The following is a 19,078-nucleotide window of genomic DNA, read 5'->3' on the forward strand; positions in this document are numbered from 1 at the left end:
AGTCCACGGCCGCAGTTTCAACTGGCCCTGCTCGTGGACCTTGGACTTCGGACTGTGCTAGCTGAACAAGCGATGACCGTACACGCCACCCTAACGCGTGAGATCGACGACGGGCCGTCGGGTCCGCGCATCGGCGCCTTCTTCGATGTCGATCGCACGCTGATCGCGGGATTCTCCGCCGTGGAGTTCTTGCGCGACGGCGTGATGAACGGCTCGATGAGTCCCGCCGACATCGCCGAGGCCGCGGCGGCGACGGTCCGCTTTCAGCTGGGACAGATCGGTTTTTCGGGCTTCGTTGCCGGCACGGCCGGGATGCTGACGGGACGGTCGGAAGGCGAGTTCGCGGCAATCGGCGAGCGCGTCTTCACTCAACGGCTGGCGCCGAACATCTACCCCGAGTCGCGCGCGCTGGTCGAAGCGCACCTGCGCAAGGGACACACAGTGGCCGTGGTGTCGGCGGCGACGCGCTATCAGATCGATCCGCTGGCGCGCGACCTCGGCATTCGCGATGTCCTCTGCACGCAACTCGAAGTACGCGACGGAAAGTTCAGCGGCGAGATCGTGCCCCCGGCCTGCTACGGCGAAGGCAAGGCGCAAGCCGTGCGCGGGTTCGCGAAGAAGCGTCGCCTGTCACTGGCGAAGAGTTATTTCTACACCGACAGCGACGAAGATCTCCCGCTGCTTGACATCGTGCGCTATCCGCGTCCGACCAATCCGAACTCGCGGCTCGCGCACATCGCGGGGCGGCGTGGTTGGCCGATGCGCCGCTTCCACAGCCGCGGCACGCCGGGCGTGACCGAGGTGGTGCGCACGACGCTCGCCGTCGGCAGCCTGTTGCCGTCGTTCCTGCTCGGTCTGCCGACCGCGGCGCTCGACGGCGGGTGGCGCCGCGCGATCAACATCGCCACCACGGTATGGGGTGAAGTCGGCACGGCGCTGGCGGGCGTCGATCTACACGTCACCGGCGAGGAGCATCTGTGGTCGCACCGGCCCGCCGTGTTCATCTTCAATCATCAGAGCGGCCTCGACGTGTTGCTGCTCTGTAAATTGCTGCGGCGCGACATGGTGGGCATCGCCAAACAGGAAGTGCGGCGCAATCCGATCTTCGGGCCAGCGTTCGCGCTCGCCGGCACCGTGTTCATCGATCGCTTCGATCGCGAGAAGGCGATCCAGGCGTTGCAGCCGGCGGTCGAAGCGCTGCGGCAAGGGCTGTCCCTCGCCATCGCTCCCGAGGGCACGCGCAGCTCGACCCCGCACCTCGGGCGATTCAAGAAGGGCGCGTTTCATCTCGCCATGGCCGCCAAGGCGCCGATCGTCCCGATCGTGTTTCGCAACGCGCTCGACGCGATGCCCAAACACGCCATGGTCGTACGACCCGCGACGGTCGAGGTGGTGGTCCACCCGCCAATCGCGACGACATCGTGGAAGCCCGAAGAGATCGACCAGCGCGTCGCCGAGATCTACAAGCTGTACACCGAAACGTTGAGCCTCTGAGGTTCGCGCAGGTGAGCGGCGTACTTTGGCAGACAAAAAACGCAGTGAGCGAAGGCCATGAGGAGATTTACGAAGTGGCTGTTCGCTAGCCCAGAGCTTCCGGCCACACCGTGGAGAGTCGTTGCGTGGTGGGAGGTTCGCCGCATCCCTTTCAACCTTGTAGTTGGTACATACGGAGCCCTCTGCTTCGCGGTCTTCTTTTGGGCGATCACCACCAGCGGCCATCTGCAACCCGGAGAGGATGCGGTGGAGCCCATTGCGTTGATGGCAGCTCCGGTCGGGATCAACGCGCTCTACGCCTTGGGGTGGTTGGTAGAGGTAGCTGTTCGCCTTCCGATGCCGGACCTCAGCCCGCGATTCGGACCGCTGCTTCTGAAGCTCGGGTTCTGGTTCGGGCTTTTTCTCATCACGGTCCCCGCAGGGTGTTGGGCTGGGTATCGCTTGCTTCAACTTACGGGAGTAGTGAAGTGACAAGGGCAGGGCTTCTTGCATGCGGTCTAGCTACCGAATCAGCGGTCGGACCTGACAGTCCGTACCGCGACTCAACCGCAGCGTTTAGGCCGCGTGACGGGATCGCGGCGGCGCAGCGATACGATCTAACCGATCGAGCGTATCGGGAAACCGACGGACCAGAAGGATCAGCGCGGCGGCTTGCTCGTTGGGCGCGCTGCGTCCATGCTCCCATCGCTCGAGGGTGCGAGGGTTGATTCGCAACTTCCATGCGAACACGCGCTGCGACATGTTCAGCCTCTCCCTGGTGTCGCGGACCAGTGCGGCGCTGACACGTGGGAGGGGCTTCGCCTCGATCTGGTGGGTACGCAACGTCACCTTGCCCTCGCGGTGAGCGCGCATGGCACCCACGCCAGTCATCAACTCGTCGAACAGATTCCGCTTCTTGCGTCCCATGATGGTTACCTCATCCTTCTGCGCATCGGCCGAGGCCGGATGGCCCGCGCCCGCCGTTCCGTGTCTATCGCGATCTTCAGGGCGCGCTTCTGCGCGGCCGTGAGATCCTCGATCTCGTTCTTCCCGTAGATTGTCATCAGCCAAATCTGCGAGTCATCTGGGAACCAGTAGTAGATGATCCGCAGTCCTCCACGTGTTCCTTTTCCTCTGCGTGGATCTGGCCAGCGACATTTGCGGAAGCCGCCGGTCTGCGGCATGACTACGCCCGCCTCTGGGTTGGCCATCAAGATCGCTTGCAGCCGCCGGTACTCGTCGTCGGTCAGGTACGATGGCAAGTTGCGCGTGAAGGCGGGTGCCTCGATGAAGAGCATGAATTGCTACCATACGCAGTGTGCGTATAGCAGGCAAGCGAAGGCCAACTCAAACACAGAGGATACAAGCCGCGACATCAGCCCGGCATCGAGGGTAAGCTACCCCCGCGCGACCGCACCACCGGTCGACTCTTCCCGCCCACTTCAGCTATAGGCCGCGCATGGAGCTACGCGAGATCACCACTGACATCTACGCCTGCCTGCAAGAAGATCGTGGGCTCGGCACCAGCAACTCGGGATTCATCAATCGCGGCGGCGGCGTGGTCGTCGATACGTTCTGGGACCTGCCGCACACGCGCGAACTGATCGCGCAGTACGCGCGCGTGTGGAAAGCGCCGGCGCGGCGTGTAGTCAACACGCACCACAACGGCGATCACTGCTGGGGCAATCAACTGTTCCGTGGCGCCGAGATCATCGGACATCGACTGTGCGCCGCGTCGTTCGGCAAAGAGCAACCCGAGGCGATGCAGATCCTGCGCGGCGCCGCGAGCAGCAGCAACCCCGCCGTTGCGGGGCTCGCGCAAGCGCTCGCGGCGTGGGACTTCACCGGCATCGAGCTGACTCCGCCGACCACGCTGATGGACGAGCGACTCGACCTCAACCTCGATGGCATCGCGCTGCAACTGATCTACGTCGGCCCAGCGCACACCGCCGGCGACGTCATCGCCTACCTGCCCGAGCAGCGCGTGGTCTTCTGCGGCGACGTGCTGTTCCGCCGCTGCACGCCGATCGGCTGGGACGGCACCTACGCGAAATGGATCGCGGCGCTTGATCGTCTCATCGCCCTCACGCCCACGGTCATCGTGCCCGGCCATGGACCGCTGTGCGGCATCGAAGGGCCGACGGAGATGAAGGCCTACCTCGTCTACGTGCGCGCGGAGTCGCAGCGGCACTTCAACGACGGGCGGTCGGCACTGGACGCGGCGAAACGTATCGATCTCGGCCCCTACGCGGACTGGACCGAGCCGGAGCGGTTGCTGTTCAACGTCGAGCGCGCTTATCGTGAGCTGCGCGGCGAGCCGTTCGATGCCCCGATCGATGTGCCCGAAATGTTCCGCGGCATGCACGAGCTGCGCGAGCACTACCGCACAGCCACGCGGCGCGTGTCGGCATGAGCATCAGCGTGCAGATGGACGCGCACGAAGCGCGGCTGTTCGGCGTATTGATCGAGAAAGCGCTGACCACGCCCGACCAGTATCCGCTGTCGCTCAACGCGGCGACCAACGGCGCCAATCAGAAGTCGAACCGCGATCCGGTACTCGTGCTCACCGAAGACGATGTCGCCGAGGCGTTGTATCGACTCGAACAGAAGTACCTCGTGCGCAAAGTGTTCAGCCGCGTCGAACGCTATCGCCACAACGGCAAAGAGACGCTCGGCCTGGAATACCCGGAGCTCGCCGTGCTCGCCGAACTGTTGATGCGCGGGCCGCAGATGCCGGGCGAATTGCGCACGCGCGCGAGTCGGATGAGTCCGATCGATTCGCAAGAGCAGTTGCTGGCGTTGCTGAGTAAATTGATCGAGCGCGGGATGGTGCAGCGGCTCGATCCCACACCGGGCGCGCGCGCCGAGCGCTACGTCCAGTTGCTCAGTCCCAGCTTGCACCCGCTCGATGCGCCGGCGGCACCCGAGACGAGCGGGTCGTCGAGCAGCGCGGCGCCAGGGCTCGCGGCCCGCATCGATACCCTCGAAGGGGAGCTGGCGCGTCTGCGCCAGCGCTTCGAAGGAATGATGACCAAGCTGGGGATCTCACTCGACGAGGTCGAGTGAGCAAGCGTCGCGTTAGCCGCCCGTTGAAAAAGCTCTGGCCCTTCGAGACGGCGCTCCGCGCCTCCTGCCAATGAACGTGGAACTAACCCGGTGAATAAATTCGCGTCAACGAAAGGCACCAAGCCGCCCTGCGGCGGCTCCCCCAACTGCGATCTGTGCCTGGAGGAGCGGGGGGCCCACGCAGGTGGGCTTGGTGCTCTTGTTGCCGCGGTTTCAACCGCCGGGATGAGAGGCGGTTCATTGGCCCAACATACCCGTGGGACACGGGCCGGTGCTCAGGGTGATCGGAGAAAAACCCTGTGCACATTCCAAACCCGCTCGTGCTGAGGAGTTCCGTCAGGAGCGTCTCGAAGCATGAGCGGGGTTTTCAACTGGTGCTTAGGCGATGCTGCGTTTTTTGCCGCGCAGGCCGCGGCGGCTGCCGCCGCCTTTGCGGAACTGCGGCGGTTCGCCGGCCGCGAAATGCGATCCGAAGTCGCCACCGCCGCCACCACCACCGCCACCGCCCCCACCGGGGCCGCCAAAGCTGCGGGGAGCGCGCTCGCGCGCTTCGCTGACGTTGATGCTGCGGCCTTGCAGGTCGCGGCTATTGAGTTCGGCAACCGCACGCGCCGCTTCTTCTCCGGTGCTCATCTCTACGAACCCGAAGCCGCGCGAACGCCCAGTGGCGCGGTCGGTGATGACCGTCGCGGACTCGCAGGTGCCCACCTGACCGAAAAACTCCTTGAGTTCCATCGTCGTGGTGGTGAACGCCAGATTGCCGACAAAAAGTTTGCTGCCCATTAGGACTCCTTGGCCTCTCCTTTGGCCGTCGTGATTGGCGGCTACGCCGCCAGGATCGAGTTGCCGTTTACGGGGCGCCACTCGGCGCCACCGTGATGGTGGTGGGTTTGATCAGCGAGCACAGACCCGGTTTGTATAGATCAGCGGCGCGGTCGGCGCAAACGCTCCGCACGGGCAGTCCTGTCCAAATGGAGACCGATCTCTCCGCTCGTCATTCCGGCGAAATCCAGGATCGAAACCAGTACCCCCCGCCTGGATACCGGCATTCGCCGGTATGACGACCCCACCGCGAACGCGGGCGGGGACGCCCTCGCTACCGACTAGCGCGCACCTGTCGCGGCCGGGCCTCCGTGTCATCTTCGTTCGAGTCCGGTAGGGCGGGCGGCTCGCCCGCCGACTTTGTCCCTTGTCAAACCGACCCGCAGCATGCCAACATCCATAACAAGTTACGGACAATTTATCCGTGTCCGAGAGAGGTGGACGATGCGAGCGTTGACGCGAGTCGTTGCAGTATCGGTGTTCGCCCTGGTGATTTCCGCACAGAGCGCACACGCGACGGTGATGGCGTACGTCTCGAACAGCGGCGACAACACCATCTCGGTCATCGACACCAGTACGAACACGGTGACCGCCACCATCCCCGTCGGTTCGAGCCCGGGGGCGCTGGCGGTCTCTCCTGATGGCGCGCAGGTCTACGTGGCGAACCGCGGCGATGGCGTCAGCCCGGGAAGTCTCACCGTAGTGAGCACCGCGAGCAATTCGGTCATCGCAACGGTCCCCGTTGGGATCAATCCCGCGGGCGTCACGGCACTCTCCGACGGCTCGCGCGTCTACGTGAACAATCGCGGCGACAACACCGTCTCTGTAATCGACACCGCGAGTGACACGGTGACAAATGCGCTACCAGTGGGCATGAGCCCGCTGGGCCTCGCCGCGCTTCCCAATGGAAGCCGCGTCTACGTGGGCAACCTGTTCAGCAACACAATATCCGTGATCGATACCAACAGCGACACCGTTACGGTGACGATCCCTTTCTCCTCCCCCACGTTCATCGCCATTCGGCCCGATGGAGGGCGCGCCTTTGTCGGTACGCCGTATGCCAAAGTGGCTGTCATCGACACGGCAAGCAACACCGTCACCGATGCAGTGAATGTGCCGCCCGCCTTCCCCGGGGGGAACGACGGGCTCCACTTCATGCAATTCCCGACCAGTATCGTGACCAGTCCAAACAGCCAGTCGCTCTATGTGACGGCGGTGGAATTGTGTCTGCGTGGTCCTCCCTATTGTCCGTTCCCTGGGGGGCAGAGTGCGCCCCAGATGTTTGAATACAGCGCCACGACGTACGGACTTACCTGGAGTGCCGCCGCCATCGACTTCGACACGGTTGGGGCCGCGCATCCGAGCGGGCGCTGGCTCTACGCGAGCGCGTCCAATCACGTGAGCGTGATCGACACCGCTACCAACGCCACCGCGAGCACCATCGTCGTCGGGAACGCAGTTGCCGACATCGCCGTCGGTCCCTGTACGGCGGACAGCGATTGCAACGACAGCGCCATCATCTGCACCAGCGGCACCTGCGACCGCGCTACCGGCCGCTGCGCGTTTACCCCGACCGACGAAGGCGCCACTTGCAACAGTGGACAGGCATGCGCGGAACTCGGCCTCGACACCTGCCAGGCGGGAGTGTGCACGCCCGGCGGCGATACGGACCACGACGGCTATTGCAACAACGCCGATGGGTCGCTCACGCTGATGCACGTTCACATCGTCCGCGACGCCGCCAGCGCCAAGGACACCGGTGCGACCATCGTGCGCGGCACGGTGCGCGACGCGGCGGCGGGCGTCTCGATGCGCACGGCAGTGCTGAGCAACACGCTGACCGTGCAGGTTCGCGATAGCGCGGCCTTCAACGTCACGATTCCGGTGACCGGTTGCTCGCCGATGGGGTCGAGCATGAACGTGCGCTGCCGCTGGACCGGCGGCTTTGCGCTCTTACTGAAGCGCGCCGCCGGTGGCTACACGTTCGTCGCCACGCATCGCGGCCTAAACGCCAGCGTCACCGGCACGACCACACCGGTCGGTCCCGCTTCGGTCGTCCTGCGCAGCAGCGGGATCGATCAGCGCGACGACATCAGTTGCCGCAACATGGGTTCCGCCACGCTCCACTGCCTGGAACCGTGAGGAAGCGGAGGCGGGGTGTCCCGTAGGGGCCGTGCTTGCTCGGCCCGGTGGGAGGGGCGCAGCAAGCAGCGCCCCTACAGGAACAGCGCGACTCGAACTCTACGGCGACTTCACCACCGCGCACCCGGCGCAACAAACCGGCGCGACGCTCGGCGTCGTTGGCGCTAGTTCACCACGTTGATCGGCCGGCCGGCGAGGAAGGCGCGCACGTTATCGACGGTCGCGGCCATCAACCGCTGTCGCGCGGCGAGGCTGCCCCACGCCATGTGCGGCGTGATCAGACAGCGCCGCGCGTGCTGCAACGGATTGTCCGGCCGCATCGGTTCGCTCGATACGACGTCGACGCCCGCCCCGGCGAGATGCCCGACATTGAGCGCGGCGGCGAGCGCGTTCTCGTCAACCAACAGGCCGCGTGCGGTGTTGAGCAGGAACGCGCTCGGCTTCATACGCCGCAGCAGCTCGGCGTTTACGAAGCGTGCGTTGTCAGCGGTCAGCGGGCAGTGCAAGGTCACTACGTCCGCCTCGGCGAACAACTCGGGAATCTCACGCCACGCGAACGACGAATACGCCGGCGCGTCACGCCGAGTGCCGCCGGCGGCGATCACTCGCATACCGAACGCGTGCGCCAGCTCGCCGACGCGCCGCCCGATGCGGCCAAAGCCGACGATCCCCATCGTTAGTCCCGCCAACTCGATCGGCGGCGCGTGCCAGAAACAGAAGTCCGGAACCGCCGACCACGCGCCGGCGCGAACCGCGGCGGCATGATCGCCGACGCGGTGGCACAGCTCCAACAGCAGCGCGAACACATGCTGCGCCACCGAGTCGGTGCCGTACTCCGGCACGTTCGACACCGCGATGCCGCGGGCGCGCGCGGCGACCGTATCGACCACGTTGTAGCCGGTCGCCAGCACCGCGATGAATCGCAAGCGTCGCAACTGCGCCAGCGTCTCCGCCGTCAGCAGCGTCTTGTTGGTGAGCACGACCTCAGCAGTGCCGGCCCGCGCGATGATCTGATCACTCGGCGTGCGATCGTACACCGTCAACTCGCCCAAGCCCGCGAGCGTATCCCACGGATTGTCGCCGGGGTTCAACGTGTAGCCGTCGAGGACAACGAGTTTCATGCGCATCACAGGGTTCAGAGGGTGTCGGTCTTCTGCTATGGACTCATCGCACAACTCGCACCGCGTTGCACTTCCGGATGTGATGGGAGAGATCTCACCGCAGAGGCACAGAGGAGGAACGTGAGCGGATCATGCGCCGAGAACACCGAACCGCATTCTCGATGGACTGATACACAGTCCCTCTCTGCATCGGGAAGAATGACCATGCATTCGCACACCAACGATCCGCCTTGGGCTCTTCCTGCTCTGCGACTCCACGTCTCTGCGTTGAATGCTTCCTACGATCAAGGTTGATCGATGAGCCTTCCGCACGACGCCACGCCATGGCCGCTGACCCGCATCATCGAGACCGTGCGCCACTACTGGGGCTTCGAGACTTTGCGGCCGCTGCAAGAAGACGCCATCCGCGCCGGGCTCGATCAACGCGACTCGTTGGTGGTGATGCCCACCGGCGGCGGCAAGTCGCTGTGCTACCAAGTGCCGCCGGCGATCGCGCAACGCACCGACGTCGTGGTCTCGCCCCTCATCGCGTTGATGAAAGATCAAGTCGATGCGCTGCGGACCTGCGGCTACGCGGCCACGGCGCTGCACAGCGGCATCGCACCCGACGAGCAACGCGAGATCGAACAGCAGATCGTCGCCGGACGCCACCGCGTGGTGTTCGTCGCCCCCGAGCGGTTGCTGTCGCCGCGCTTTCTCTGGGTGATGGAACAACTGCCGGTGCGCGCGTTCGCGATCGACGAAGCGCACTGCATCAGCCAGTGGGGACACGACTTCCGGCCGGAGTATCGCGAGCTGGCGTGCCTCAAGCAGCGTTTCCCCAACGCCAGCGTCCATGCCTACACGGCCACCGCTACCGAGCAGGTGCGCGCCGACATCATCGCCCAACTGCAGCTGCGCGATCCGACCGTGCTGGTCGGCGTCTTCGATCGAGCGAACTTGGTCTATCGCGTCGTGCCGCGCGTCGACGTGCGCGCGCAGGTGATCGACACGTTGCGCCGGCACGCCGGCCAGGCGGCCATCGTGTACTGCCTCAGCCGCCGCGATACCGAGGCGATGGCGACCGCGTTACGCGCGCAGGGGCTCAGAGCGGCGGCGTACCACGCCGGCATGGAGGCTGGAGAGCGACGGCGCACACAAGACGCGTTCGCCAAAGAGTCGCTCGACGTCATCGCCGCCACCGTGGCGTTCGGCATGGGCATCGACCGCAGTGACGTGCGCTGCGTCATCCACGCCACCATGCCGAAGTCGGTCGAACACTATCAACAGGAAACAGGGCGCGCCGGACGCGACGGGCTCGAAGCCGAGTGCGTATTGTTCTACTCGGCGGCCGACGTCATCCGCTGGGAGTCGCTGATCGAGAAAAGCGCCGCCGAAGCTAACGCCCCAGCCGCGGTGATCGCCGCGGCCACGGCGCTGCTCGGCCACATGCGACGCTTCTGCACCGCGATGCAGTGCCGCCACCGCGGACTGTCGGAGTATTTTGGGCAGGTGTACGCACCAGCGAATTGCGGCGCCTGCGATGTCTGCCTCGAAGAAGTCGAAGGCATCGCCGACGCGACCGTCACCGCGCAGAAGATGCTCTCGTGTGTGGCGCGCACCGGCGAACGCTTCGGCGCGGAACATGTCGTCGATGTGTTGCTCGGTGCCGACACTGAGCGCGTGCGGCGCTGGGGGCACGAGCAGCTCAGCACGTACGGCTTGCTCAAGGGCAGCGGACGCAAGGCGCTCACCAGCATGCTCTATCAACTCCTCGATGCCGGCTTGCTCGAACGCAGCGACGACGAGCGGCCGGTGCTGCGCTTGAATGCGGCGTCGTGGCAGGTGATGCGCGGACAGCAGACGGTGCGGTTGGTGCAACCCAAGGCGAGCGGCGTCAGCAAGACACGGGTCGAGCAAACGTCATGGGAAGGCGTCGACGCCGGGCTCTTCGACAGCCTGCGTGCACTGCGGCGCGACCTCGCCAATGAACGAGGCGTGCCGGCGTACGTGGTCTTCAGCGACGCGACGCTGCGCGACATGGCGCGGCTGCGGCCGGGATCGCCCGACGCGATGTTGCGCGTGCGCGGCGTCGGCGCCCGCAAACTCGCCGACCTCGGCCCGCGCTTCCTGGAACACATTGCCGCCTACTGCAAACAGCACGGCCTCACCCCGGATACTCCCGCGACCTGAAGCTCACGGCGAGGTGCCGGCTAGTTTCGCCCGCACCGTGGCGATGAACTCTTCGAGCGGTTGTTTGTCGTTATTCTTTGCGAGCGCCAGCGCGGCCTCGGCCTCGGCGAGCGCCAGCGTGAGTTCGCCCATCTGGTCGTAGAGCACGGCGAGATTGCGATGACTGGTCATGTCCCGCGGTCGAATCGCTAGCACCTGCTGATTGACGTCGATGGCTTCGGCGGTCCGCCCGAGCCGAGCGAGGACCAGGGCCTTGCTGCTCAGCGCATCGGTCGATTCCGGATCCAAGTCGGCGGCGCGGTCGTAGTCGGCGAGCGATTGTTCGAGCAAACCCTTGTCCAGAAAGATGTCGCCACGCATGCGGGAGGTGGTCGCATAATTCCCATCGATCTCGAGTGAGCGTTCAAGGGCAGTCAACGCCTTGTCCAGATCGCGCCGCGTGATCGACAGCAGCGCCCACTCATCCCACAGCGTCGCACTGCGCGGATTGAGCGTGACGGCTTGCTCGTAAAAGCCATCAGCGATCTCGCGGTGGCGTTGTTTGACGTTGGGCTCATCGACCGCGTCGGCCCAGGCGCGATGCATGCGCCCCAGATTGCGTAGATGATCCGCATCCAGCGGATTGGTGGCGCGCGCCCGTTCGAGCACGGCGATCGCTTGCGCCAACGCGGTATCACGTTGCAGCGCTTGCTGCGCCTTGCTGGCCTTGAGCGCTTGCGCACGCAGCACATGCGCGAGCTTGAGCCCGTAGCGATCTTGGTGCGGCTGCAAGCGCAGCGCCTCCTCGTACATCCAGCGCGCCGCCGCCAGCTTGGTCTTGCGATCGAAGTAGTCGGCTTGCTTCGCCAGTACGTCGGCACGCGTCACGTCAAGGTTGGTGCGCGCAACTACCCCGACCGCGACGGCAAGGAAAACCGGGTACGCGATCGCCAGCCACGCGGGCCGGCGTGCAAACGGCGCCGCGTGCGGGGCCCGCCACAGCGCGACGACTACCGACAGCGAGAGAACCAGACACCCCGCGACGTATAGGACAGTGACGAGGTTGGCTTCCTGCATCGCTACCGCCCGCATCTGGTCGAGCGTCAGCGCGCCGATGCCGAGCGGCTTGCTGTCGATCCACCAGCGATACAACACCGCGAACGGCAGCCACACGGCGACGCTGATCGCCGCGTAGTACGCCACCGCACGCCACCGGTCTGCGCAATGCATGGCGCCAAAGAGCCACACGGAGGCGAATAGCCACGCGGTCACTCCGAGATTGGGACTGCGTGCCACGCGGTCGGTGTAGAAATCGAACGTCACGACGATCAAAAGGAGCCCGACCGCCACGCCGAGATTGAGCGCGGTGGTGCTCGCGGCCTCCGCATCGTCACCATCCGGCATCTGAGCAAATCGAATCGCCACCGCGAGCGCTGCGAAGGTCCAGAAATAGAGCCGGGTCGGCGCCACCGCGATGCCGAGTTGGCTCTCAGCGAAGTGCCCCAACACGGCGGCGAGCAGCGCGATCAACACGAGATGAAAGTGATTCCGCGGTGGCGCAGGCTCGCGTTGTCGAATGGCGTAGACGATCAGATAGAGAAACACCCCGCCAATGATGCCGGCCGGCAGACCGATCCCCACGAAGCGCCAGCTCCGCTCGATTGCGTACGGCAAGAGCGCACCCACCATCCCACCGGCGAGCGTGACCGCGAGCCAGGCACGGCGCTGGGCGCTCGTGCGCAGAATACCCAGTTGACACAACACGCACACGCACACCGCCAGCAGCAACGTGAGTTGAGCGGCGAGACCGATGGCGCCGGTGGTGAGCAGCGCATCGAAGGTTTCGTTGTGCGCGCGGTCCGGCAATTTCTGCCGGCTTTCGTAGTAGGCCAGATCGGTCGGATAGTACGGCGGATAGGCGACATACATCGTTTCGGGACCGTAGCCGAGCAGCGCCCGCGCCGGATTCGCCGCGAGCATCTCGGTCGCTCCCTCCCAGATCAGCGTGCGGACGCGACCGGTCCCCGTCTCTGTCTCGAACACGCGGCTGAGCCGGCCAAAGTATTGTGTGGCCCGTAGGGCGGCCAGCGGACTGCGCGGCAGATTGAGCGTGATCAAAAATACGGCGCCGGCCGCAGCCGCCACCGTCACCGCGATCGTCAGGGAACGGGCGCGGCGCTCGCTCGCCAGCAGCAAGAAGAAACTCATCAGACCAACCGCCAGCCCAATGATTGGGCCGCGGCTCTGCGCGAAAACGATCGCCAGCAATTGACACGCGAGCAAACCCAGATATCCCGCGCCGCGCACGGCCGCCGCGAGTCGGTGTGTGGCCACTTCGCGCGGCGTGGCGATCACGCGCGCCAGGGTGAGGGGGACGACCATGATCATGAAGGCGCCATAGAAGATCGCGTTACCAGCGCCCGCATGAATCCGCTGCGCCACATCACTGCCCCACTTGACCGGATCGCGATCCAGATGCTGAATCAGCCCGTACACCACCGGCGCGACGCTGGCGAGAATCGCCACCGTCACCAACCGGTCAATCTGTTCGCGCGTGCGGAACAGCAGAACGATCGCCGCGAACAGGATCACATATGCGCCCTGCGAGTAGGCTCCGTGCATGCGCGTATACCCGCCCCAGAACGAGGTCCATGGGGCGACACTGCAAAGCGTCGCCAGCCCGTACGCCGCGACCACCAGCAGCGCCGGCTTCACCAGCGGCAATCTCCACACCGGCCCTTCGTTGCGGCGCCCTTCGCTGCGGCCTCCCTCACCCCACCAGATCAGTAGAGCGACCAGTGTGATGACCGCGAGCGAGCGCAGCAGCGGGATTTTATCTTCTTCGAAGATCCGCTCGGAATGGAGGTTGAAGAAGAACGGCACGGCCACCAGTGCCGCTGCGACCGTGGTCTCGGCCAAGGCGCCCGCCGCCGCGTTCAGCTTCGATGGCATATGGCGGCTCGTAACTGTGAAGGACCGAGGGAGGGAAACCGACGGCGCGATCGCGCGATGCCAAAAGCAAAGGGGCGCAGCATGCTGCGCCCCTTTGTGATCGTCTGCCTCACCCCGGTCAAGCGACCGCGGCGAGATCTGCTGGTGCGATTACGCCGTCCGCCGACGGAGCGTGACAAACGCCACTGCCGCCAGCAGCAAACTCATACCGATCAAGCCCCACGTCGAAGCCACCGGGGCGGCGCCCGCCGCGAATGCCGGGCCACCCTGATCGATGATCATACCGTCGCCAGTGGTCGGGCCCACGTCGTCGCCGAGCTTGCCGTCACGCAAGACGAACATCACCGAGGCTAGCGCCGTGCCGTCAACGGTGGTGGTTCCGAACATCGCGCTCGGCAGTGAGTAGAAGTGGTTCGTACCCGCCGCGCCGGTATAGGGCGGCTCCTGACCGAACTTGCGATACGTCGGCGTCGTCAACGGACCCGGATGCGAGTGGTAGATAATCGTAATCTTGATCGGGCCAACACACGGAGCCGGCAGCGTGAACCCGAGCAGACCAAACGGATAGTCATTCATCAGGTCAGTGCCGAGATCCGTCTCCAGGAACGCTGCCACCAGGGTATTGTGACAGCCGTTGGTCACCGTGCCATCGCCGGTCACCAAGGTCAGATAGCCGCGCCCCGTTGCCGATGGGAGCGAAGTGACCGCCGGCTGCTGCCGATCGGGGATGCCGTCGTCGTTGCCGTCGTTGTCGGCGTTCACACCATCTTCAGTGGGCGGGTCGATCCCGTCACCGTCGTCACAGAGAGTGCCAGGGGTCGGGCAGGTGAAGCCCTCTTCGATCGCGGTGCAATCCGCCGTGCAGCCGTCGCCACTGACGTTGTTGCCGTCATCGCAGGCTTCGCCCGGATCGAGGTCGCCGTCGCCACAGATGGTCAGCACGGCCGTGTCGGTACGCGTGAACGTTGAGGACCCGCAGGAACTATTGTTAGCGGTCACTACCACGGTGTTGGTAATGTCGGTGTTAGCTCCCATGTCGGTCATCGTAAATGTATGCGCCGAGCCGGCCGGCAGGCCGTTCAGCGGCACGCCCCCGATAGCGCCGAGCTGATCGTCCTGAATTGCTGTCACGGTGATCGGGCACGAGTCGTTGTTGGTGACGGTGTAGCAGTATGTCACGTCGGTTCCGGAAATCACGTTGAGGGGGTTGGAGGATGGGCCGCAGGTGCCATTCGTACTGATCGTCTTACTGACCTGAATCCCGGAAATGGCTGAGGCTCCACCGGAGGGCAGGATCACTGCCACTGCTAGAGCCAACCCACATACCATGCCTGTTGTGCGACGCATCACAACCTCCCTCTCGGCCAAAACGTGCGGCCACCGCGGGTGCTACCGATTCCCGGCGACAGTAAGTACCAGAATCGCCCGGCCCATGTCAAAGGCAAAAATTCTCGCCCCGCCACCCTGTACGGCGCGCCCCTCAGTATCCTATAACGCCCCCTTCAATGGGCGACGGGGGGATAGCGGTTGATCCGGTTGATCTCGGCGATCTTTTGACCGCCGGGGGCTTGGCGATACTAGTGACATTGTTCACCACGCCGGCTCTCGTGTGGGCCGCCCGTCGATTCAACTTGCTTGATCGTCCGGCGGGTTACAAAGCGCACGGCGTCGCGACTCCGATGCTTGGCGGTCTGGCGGTCGCGGCGGGAACCGGAGTCGGCGTTGCGTGGGTGCTGGGGGATGGCGGCACCGCCCATGTTCCGGGGTTGTCGGCGCTGGCGGTGGGCGCGCTCATTGTTCTGCTGGCCGGGTTGCTCGATGACCTGCGTGGGCTCACTCCTCGGCACAAGTTCCTCTGGCAAGGCGCAGCCGCCGGTGCAGCAGGCGTCGCCCTCGCACTGCTCGGTGTTCGACTCGATCTGTTTCTACACTGGCCACCACTTCCGGTGATCGTGCTGACCGCGTTGTGGGTGGTGGGGATCACCAACGCGCTCAACTTTCTCGACAACATGAACGGGTTGTGCGTCGGGCTCGGCGCGATTGCCGCGGCCGCGTTGGCCGCCATCAATTTGCGCTCGGGCGAACACACGGTCGCGGTCGTGGCCGCGGCGCTCGCTGGCGCCTGTCTCGGCTTTCTGCCGTTCAATTGGCCGCGCGCCCGCATTTTTCTTGGCGACACCGGATCGATGTTGATCGGCTTCCTGCTGTCGGCGCTGTCGGTGATGGGCGTGTACACGCGCGGCGCTCATGTCCCGTTACTGGCGGTGTTCACGCCGCTGTTCGTGCTCGGCGTGGCGGTGTTGGATCTGGGGCTGGTCGTGCTGATCCGCCTGCGCGTCGGACACCCGCCGTGGGTTGGCGATCGACGGCACATCAGCCATCGACTGGTGCGGCGCGGCATGCATCCGGCGGCGGCGGTCGCCACGTTGTGGGCGGCGGCGGCAGCGTGCGGCCTCGCGGCATTGTTGCTTCCGACCGTTGGGCCAGACGAAGCACCGATCCTCTTGGCGCTGCTGGTGTGTGCGCTGGGCGCCCTCGCCGCGGCCGCGGGGAGCAAGGGCTTACCGTGAAGCGTTCGGGCCGGTGAGCGCGCGGCGATACACCTCGAGGGTGGCGGCCGCCGTGCTGCGCCACGAGTATTGCGCCGCCCGCGCCAATCCACGCCGGCGCATCTCGACACGCCGATCCGGATCGCGCAGCAGCGCGTCGAGCGCATCCGCCATCGCATCCGAATCGTCGGCCGCGAAGGTCAGCGCCGCCTGATCCGCCAGTTCGGAGAGACTGCTCGCGTCGGAACAGGCGACCGGCACGCCACAGGCCATTGCCTCGATGACCGGCAGACCAAATCCTTCATCCAACGACGGGAAGACGAATAGCATCGCGCCGCTGTACAACGCCGCGAGATTCGCTTCGTCCACCGGACCAATGAAGCGAACCGCGTCGCCCAACCCCAGCGCCGCGGCGCGCCGCTTTGCCTCTGGATAACGCGCGTCCCACGCGCCGGCGATGACCAGCGGCACGCCATACGAACGCAGCCGCGCCCACACCTCGACCAATCGCTGCAAGTTCTTGTGCGGCTTGTTCGACCCCACGTAAAGCGCGTAGCGTTCCGGCAGTGCCAAGCGCGCGCGCAGAGCGTTGACCGCATCGGCCGGCTGCGGACGAAAGATCGGGTCAGCCGCTTCGGCAATCACAGCGATTCGTTGCGGCGACACCCGCAATCGCTGTTCGAGATCACGCGCCGTCGCCGCCGAGACGGCGATGACCACGCGCGCGGCGCGCACCGCCAGGCGCACACTCACGGTAAAGAGGCCGCGCTGCAGTGGCGTGAAGAGATGCGGATGACGGAGCGGAATGAGATCGTGGATCGTCACCACGCTCGGCACCCCCGGGCGCGCCGGCATGAGATAGTAGGGGCTGTGGTAGAGGCCGGCACCCAGCGCACGCAATCGCTGTGGGATCACCCACTGCTGGCGCAACGCAAACGGGGACACCGACACATCAACCACGCTGCGACGCTCCGGATCGCCCGCCGTCCAATCTTCCACTGACTCGGCGATCGGATCACGCAACAGCAACAGTCGTTCGTGCTCGCCCAACAACGGTGGGAGCGCGCGCGCCAAATTGATGGTGTAGCGACCGATCCCGGGAAAATGCGGCCCGACCGTACGCGCATCGAGGCAGATGGTCGTCGGAGCGACGGGAGTCATGCCGGCACCAGCAATTCGTCGTAGAGTCGGTGAACGGCAGCCGTCATCTGGTGCGCGCTCAACGCCTGCTCCGCATAGGCACGCGCGGCCGCACGACGCGTTGGCGCCGCAACCGGATCGAGGCACCACGCCAATCCGTTTGCCAGCGCAGCCGGATCATTGGGCGACACGACACGACCGGAGACACCATCGACGACCGCCTGCGCTGTACCCGTCCCGACCTCGGTCGTCACCGCCGGCACACCGCACGCCTGCGCTTCGGCGATCGACACGCCGAAGGCTTCTGCGCGCGAGGTCGACGGCAACACGGCCGCATCCGCCGTCCGCAGGATGCGCAGCAACTGGTCATCGGAGACATCGCCGAGCAGGTAGGCGCGATCACGACAGCCGTGGGTCCGCAGCGCAGCCTCGAACCTGCCGCGTTCGGAGCCCTCGCCCACCACCACCAGTTGCGCTTGCGGCAGTCGCGCCAGCGCCGCCGCCAGCACCGGCAGTCCTTTGTAGTGCCGCAATCGGCCGACGAACACCACGCGTGGACGCGCGATGCGCGGTAGCGGGTCGGCGATCGTTGGATCGGGACTGAAGTGTTCGAGGTCGACGCCCAACGGGATCACGCGAACTCGGTCGCGATGCGCCGCGAGCGCCACCGCGTCGCGCATGAACGCGCCGGTCACCACGATGCGCCCCGCCGCCGCCAACACACGTTGCGTCAACGGCGCCAGCCACATCGCCAGCCGCGCCTGCCGCACCGCTTCGCAGTGGACGGTGACAACCAGCGGCCGCGCGCGGCCGCCGAGCAGCCACGCCACTTCACCCGGTGGCCATGGAAAGTGCAGATGCACGAGATCCGCGGCGCTGTGACGCAGCGCCCACGGCAACGTCGGCGGCAGCGGCGTCGAGGCCAGCGTCAGCAGACTGGGGCAGCGCCGCACGCGCACACCCTGCCGCTCTTCGCGCGCCGGCGTTCCCGGCTCGCGCACGCACAACACCTCAGGCGCGACCCCACGTTGGGCCAGCAGCCGCGTCAGCAGATCGATGTGACCCTCAATCCCGCCGCGCACCGGCGGGTAGGTCTTGTACACGTGAACGACACGCATGGGTTTGGCAATCCGTGCCGCTCCTCATATCGGCTCTCGGTGGCGGCGTCACGTGATTTGACACCACCACGGTCGCAGCGATACGTCAGCAGCGAGGGCGCGCTTCTCTGGAGACGAGATTCAATCGATGAGTGGTACGCAACCGACAGATCAGCCGCTGATGCTGCGACCGGACGTCGTGGTGACCGTGCTCGAACGGGAAGCCGTGCTGCTCGATCTGGAGACCAAGTACTTTTACTCCGTCAACGCCTCGGGTTGGGCCATCGTGCAGTTATTCGAGACCGGCGTGACGCTCGATCACGTGCGCACGCAATCCGAAAGCTGGGGAGCGGGCTCGGCCGACGCCGACGCAATCCTGCGACTCGTCGACGTGTTGATCAGCGATCGCCTGGTGACCGTTGCGACGCAGCCCGTGTCACTCAACGGCGGCGCCTTCGAGGGCACGTGGGCGACACCGACGATCGAAAAGCACCGCGAACCGCTGCAGCGCATCGTCGTCAGCGCCTTCGATCCCACGTTGCCGCTCGCGGAGTGATCGCGCGCC

14 protein-coding genes are annotated in these 19,078 nt (G+C 65.5%); 7 read left to right on the forward strand and 7 right to left on the reverse strand.

Annotated features, from left to right (window positions below; genetic code table 11):
* The first annotated feature begins 72 nt into the window (after positions 1 to 72).
* A complete protein-coding gene (locus HYR72_09670) occupies positions 73 to 1,494 on the forward strand; it encodes an HAD-IB family hydrolase (protein MBI1815233.1) in 1,422 nt (473 codons plus the stop codon).
* Positions 1,495 to 2,049: 555 nt separating this feature from the next.
* Here the strand turns inward: HYR72_09670 and HYR72_09675 are convergent.
* Entirely contained in the window at positions 2,050 to 2,400 is a 351-nt protein-coding gene (locus HYR72_09675; GenBank protein MBI1815234.1) for a helix-turn-helix domain-containing protein, read from the reverse strand.
* A gap of 532 nt (positions 2,401 to 2,932) precedes the next feature.
* On the opposite strand from HYR72_09675, the gene HYR72_09680 reads away from it, so the two are divergent.
* Together HYR72_09680 and HYR72_09685 are read left to right on the forward strand one after the other, a co-directional pair.
* Positions 2,933 to 3,886 (forward strand): MBL fold metallo-hydrolase, encoded by a 954-nt coding sequence (locus tag HYR72_09680; protein MBI1815235.1) that lies wholly within the window; start codon positions 2,933 to 2,935, stop codon positions 3,884 to 3,886.
* Positions 3,883 to 4,539 carry a DUF480 domain-containing protein gene (locus tag HYR72_09685; protein MBI1815236.1) on the forward strand — a complete coding sequence of 219 codons (657 nt, stop codon included), beginning with the start codon at positions 3,883 to 3,885 and terminating at the stop codon, positions 4,537 to 4,539. The genes HYR72_09680 and HYR72_09685 overlap by 4 nt, the downstream gene beginning before the upstream one ends.
* Before the next feature lie 378 nt (positions 4,540 to 4,917).
* On the opposite strand, the gene HYR72_09690 is transcribed toward HYR72_09685, so the two are convergent.
* Positions 4,918 to 5,322: an RNA-binding protein gene (locus HYR72_09690; GenBank protein ID MBI1815237.1), complete on the reverse strand. Its 405-nt coding sequence runs from the start codon at positions 5,320 to 5,322 to the stop codon at positions 4,918 to 4,920.
* 483 nt (positions 5,323 to 5,805) lie between these two features.
* Between HYR72_09690 and HYR72_09695 the strand changes: the two genes are divergently transcribed.
* Positions 5,806 to 7,503 carry a YncE family protein gene (locus tag HYR72_09695; protein ID MBI1815238.1) on the forward strand — a complete coding sequence of 566 codons (1,698 nt, stop codon included), beginning with the start codon at positions 5,806 to 5,808 and terminating at the stop codon, positions 7,501 to 7,503.
* A 164-nt stretch (positions 7,504 to 7,667) separates the two neighbouring features.
* Here HYR72_09695 and HYR72_09700 read toward each other — a convergent pair whose 3' ends face one another.
* On the reverse strand, positions 7,668 to 8,624 hold the full coding sequence (locus tag HYR72_09700) for a D-2-hydroxyacid dehydrogenase (GenBank protein MBI1815239.1): 957 nt from the start codon (positions 8,622 to 8,624) through the stop codon (positions 7,668 to 7,670).
* 297 nt (positions 8,625 to 8,921) lie between these two features.
* Here HYR72_09700 and recQ point away from each other — a divergent pair, with 297 nt between their 5' ends.
* Positions 8,922 to 10,796, forward strand: a complete 1,875-nt coding sequence (gene recQ, locus HYR72_09705) for a DNA helicase RecQ (GenBank protein MBI1815240.1) — start codon at positions 8,922 to 8,924, stop codon at positions 10,794 to 10,796.
* Between the two features lie 3 nt (positions 10,797 to 10,799).
* On the opposite strand, the gene HYR72_09710 is transcribed toward recQ, so the two are convergent.
* Positions 10,800 to 13,727: an O-antigen ligase family protein gene (locus HYR72_09710; GenBank protein ID MBI1815241.1), complete on the reverse strand. Its 2,928-nt coding sequence runs from the start codon at positions 13,725 to 13,727 to the stop codon at positions 10,800 to 10,802.
* Between the two features lie 150 nt (positions 13,728 to 13,877).
* Positions 13,878 to 15,074, reverse strand: a complete 1,197-nt coding sequence (locus HYR72_09715) for a hypothetical protein (GenBank protein MBI1815242.1) — start codon at positions 15,072 to 15,074, stop codon at positions 13,878 to 13,880.
* 158 nt (positions 15,075 to 15,232) lie between these two features.
* On the opposite strand from HYR72_09715, the gene HYR72_09720 reads away from it, so the two are divergent.
* Positions 15,233 to 16,297, forward strand: a complete 1,065-nt coding sequence (locus HYR72_09720; GenBank protein MBI1815243.1) for an undecaprenyl/decaprenyl-phosphate alpha-N-acetylglucosaminyl 1-phosphate transferase — start codon at positions 15,233 to 15,235, stop codon at positions 16,295 to 16,297.
* On the opposite strand, the gene HYR72_09725 is transcribed toward HYR72_09720, so the two are convergent.
* On the reverse strand, positions 16,289 to 17,437 hold the full coding sequence (locus tag HYR72_09725; protein ID MBI1815244.1) for a glycosyltransferase family 4 protein: 1,149 nt from the start codon (positions 17,435 to 17,437) through the stop codon (positions 16,289 to 16,291). The genes HYR72_09720 and HYR72_09725 overlap by 9 nt on opposite strands.
* On the reverse strand, positions 17,434 to 18,534 hold the full coding sequence (locus HYR72_09730; protein MBI1815245.1) for a glycosyltransferase: 1,101 nt from the start codon (positions 18,532 to 18,534) through the stop codon (positions 17,434 to 17,436). The genes HYR72_09725 and HYR72_09730 overlap by 4 nt, the downstream gene beginning before the upstream one ends.
* A 127-nt stretch (positions 18,535 to 18,661) precedes the next feature.
* Between HYR72_09730 and HYR72_09735 the strand changes: the two genes are divergently transcribed.
* The gene (locus tag HYR72_09735; protein ID MBI1815246.1) at positions 18,662 to 19,069 is read left to right on the forward strand and encodes a hypothetical protein; all 408 of its coding nucleotides are present in this window, start codon (positions 18,662 to 18,664) and stop codon (positions 19,067 to 19,069) included.
* The last annotated feature ends 9 nt before the right edge of the window (positions 19,070 to 19,078 follow it).

The sequence above is a fragment of the Deltaproteobacteria bacterium genome, from assembly GCA_016178705.1.
Classification (GTDB): Bacteria; Desulfobacterota; Binatia; order HRBIN30; family JACQVA1; genus JACOST01.